Genomic DNA, 2,580 nt, shown 5'->3' on the forward strand with positions numbered 1-2,580 from the left:
GGCATTATGGCCAGCGGTCATGGGTACCGCGTCAACAGGCCGAACACATGGCTGCTCCGACCAATGCTGCAAAGTGAAGATTCTCCTTGCCAACCCGGAGCCGTCCACACATGGCCCATCGCGACATCTTGCGTTGCCGCACGAACTTGGTCGCTTTCGGGGCAAAGCGGACGTAGAGTCACGCCGACGGTTTTATGGGTACACGGCCCTAGAAAACCGTCATGCCCAGGCTCGACCCGGGCATCCATCGACCAAGGAGAATCTTTGGAAGCAAGCTGGATAGCCGGGTCAAGCCCGGCCATGACGACTGCGCTAGAGCCTACGCCTTCAATTCCACCGTCTTGAACTCGGCCGGCAGGATCACCTCCAGCAGTTCGACGTCGTCGGAATAATCCAGGATCATGTGCCGGATGCGCGGCGGCTGCGTCCAGGCGCTGCCTTGCTGCATCAGCGTCTCGCCCTCGCCTTCCATGTAGGTCTTCACCCAGCCCTTGAGCACATAGACCATCTGGAAGTCGACATCGTGGAAGTGCAGCTTCGACACTTCATCGGGATTGCACGGTCCCTGCAGCCGGATGACATGCGCCTGCGCGAGACCCTGCGAGGCGGCGGCGATGCCGAGGTCGCGATATTTGGCGTAGGCCCGCAGGCCGTCGGCCTTGAAATCCTCTTCGCGGTGATGGCTGATCGCGATGCGCTGCTTCGGCGGTGCCTTGGTGGCAGCCTTGGCTGCAGTCTTGGTTGCAGTCTTGGCTGCTGCCTTCGGCGCGCTCTTCTTCGCGGCCGAGACGCGGCCCTTGGACTTGATGGTCTTGCGCGAAGAGGATTTCGCGGAGGATTTCCTGGTGCCGGCGCCGAGCCCGGTCCACTTCTTCCTCACCGCGGTCTTGGCTGCGGATCTTGATGCCGTCTTCTTGGCCATTGTTCGCCTCTCCCGTCTTTTTCTGGCGGGCGAAGGCTAACACAAGTCACGCATCCAGGGTGGGCAAAGGCGCGGGCCGCGCCCTGCTCCCTTTGGCGATCAATGCAGCCGGAACACGCCGTCGACGGCGCGCAGCTCGGCCGGCTTGACCAGCTTGGAATGCGCCACCGTCACCGAGAACAGCGGGCCCTCGAGCTTCTGCTGCCAGAAAGAGAGGAAATCCTGCAGCGCCGGAAATTTCGGAAACAGGTCGTAGTTCTGCCAGACATAGGTCTGCAGCAACGAGGGATGATCCGGCATCCGATAAAGGATTTGCGCCGTCGTCAGCCCGTACCCCAGCAACTGCTTCCGGAAATCGTCGGAAACAACCCCACCAACTCGCGAGACCATGCCAACCTCCTGTGACGGAGCGCACTCACATGGTGGCCGACCTTCCCCGCCGGACCACCGGCAATGGATGCGCTCACATGAGAGAAATGTGACGCACGCGACTAACCCATCTCAAGCCCAAATGTTTAATAGGTTGTTGAAATTTCTTGCGTTAGCAGCAGCTTACCGCATCTGCTAATAGCCCGGCACGGCCTGCGGCGCGGCATTAAGGATGCCGAAATGATCCCGGCGTCCTTCTGGCAGCTGTCATTCGCGAGTGCCAATTTTTCTGCTACAGGCTCTTGCCCGCCGCCAAGGCTTGGCCTATCTCCTGCCCAACCAGTCTGGCACTCGCTGGGCTGGACTGCTAACACTCCAAAAATCTACAGCATCCGCAAATATTTAGGAGGACTGCATGAAATTCCGTCCGCTTCACGACCGCGTCGTGGTCAAGCGCATCGACGCCGAAGAGAAGACCGCTGGCGGCATCATCATTCCGGACAGTGCCAAGGAAAAGCCCTCGCAGGGCGAAGTCATCGCCGTTGGCCCGGGTGGCCGCGATGAAGCCGGCAAGCTGATCCCCATCGACGTCAAGGTCGGCGACCGTGTCCTGTTCGGCAAGTGGTCGGGCACCGAGGTCAAGATCGACAGCGAAGACCTGCTGATCATGAAGGAAAGCGACATCATGGGCGTGCTCGACGTCCCCGCTTCCAAGAAGAAGGCGGCCTAAGCGCCTCTCTCCCTCCCAGGTTTAATCTCTCAAGGAAAAACTCAGATGGCAGCTAAAGAAGTCAAATTCTCCGTCGAGGCGCGCGACAAGATGCTGCGCGGCGTCGACGTTCTCGCCAACGCGGTCAAGGTCACCCTCGGTCCGAAGGGCCGCAACGTGGTGCTCGAGAAGTCGTTCGGCGCTCCCCGCATCACCAAGGACGGCGTCACCGTCGCCAAGGAGATCGAGCTCGAGGACAAGTTCGAGAACATGGGCGCCCAGATGGTGCGCGAAGTCGCCTCCAAGTCCGCTGACGCGGCCGGCGACGGCACCACCACGGCGACCGTGCTCGCCCAGGCGATCGTGAAGGAAGGCGCCAAGTCGGTCGCCGCCGGCATGAACCCGATGGATCTGAAGCGCGGTATCGACCTCGCGGTCGAAGCCGTCGTGGCGGACCTCCAGAAGAACTCGAAGAAGGTCACCTCGAACGAGGAGATCGCCCAGGTCGGCACCATTTCGGCCAACGGCGATGCCGAGATCGGCAAGTTCCTCGCCGACGCCATGAAGAAGGTCGGCAACG

The 2,580-nt window shown here is 61.0% G+C and carries 4 protein-coding genes; 2 read left to right on the forward strand and 2 right to left on the reverse strand.

Going from position 1 to position 2,580, the window contains the following annotated elements; translation table 11 throughout:
• Positions 1–319: 319 nt before the first annotated feature.
• Together FNJ47_RS45540 and FNJ47_RS45545 are read right to left on the reverse strand one after the other, a co-directional pair.
• A complete protein-coding gene (locus FNJ47_RS45540) occupies positions 320–922 on the reverse strand; it encodes a cupin domain-containing protein (RefSeq protein ID WP_163163265.1) in 603 nt (200 codons plus the stop codon).
• A gap of 99 nt (positions 923–1,021) precedes the next feature.
• Positions 1,022–1,312, reverse strand: coding sequence for an usg protein (locus tag FNJ47_RS45545; protein WP_097674119.1), 291 nt, complete (start codon positions 1,310–1,312; stop codon positions 1,022–1,024).
• Between the two features lie 394 nt (positions 1,313–1,706).
• Between FNJ47_RS45545 and FNJ47_RS45550 the strand changes: the two genes are divergently transcribed.
• The gene (locus FNJ47_RS45550; protein WP_163163267.1) at positions 1,707–2,021 is read left to right on the forward strand and encodes a co-chaperone GroES; all 315 of its coding nucleotides are present in this window, start codon (positions 1,707–1,709) and stop codon (positions 2,019–2,021) included.
• Between the two features lie 45 nt (positions 2,022–2,066).
• Positions 2,067–2,580: TCP-1/cpn60 chaperonin family protein (locus tag FNJ47_RS45555; RefSeq protein WP_283811389.1), on the forward strand; the 514-nt coding region annotated here is incomplete at its 3' end.

The organism is Bradyrhizobium uaiense (assembly GCF_010811875.1).
Lineage (GTDB): Bacteria > Pseudomonadota > Alphaproteobacteria > Rhizobiales > Xanthobacteraceae > Bradyrhizobium > Bradyrhizobium uaiense.

Bases quoted from the DNA above. Each gene is read 5' to 3' on its own strand.
- FNJ47_RS45540 (WP_163163265.1), bottom strand. From the start codon at position 922: ATGGCCAAGAAGACGGCATCAAGATCCGCAGCCAAGACCGCGGTGAGG.
- FNJ47_RS45545 (WP_097674119.1), bottom strand. From the start codon at position 1,312: ATGGTCTCGCGAGTTGGTGGGGTTGTTTCCGACGATTTCCGGAAGCAG.
- FNJ47_RS45550 (WP_163163267.1), top strand. From the start codon at position 1,707: ATGAAATTCCGTCCGCTTCACGACCGCGTCGTGGTCAAGCGCATCGAC.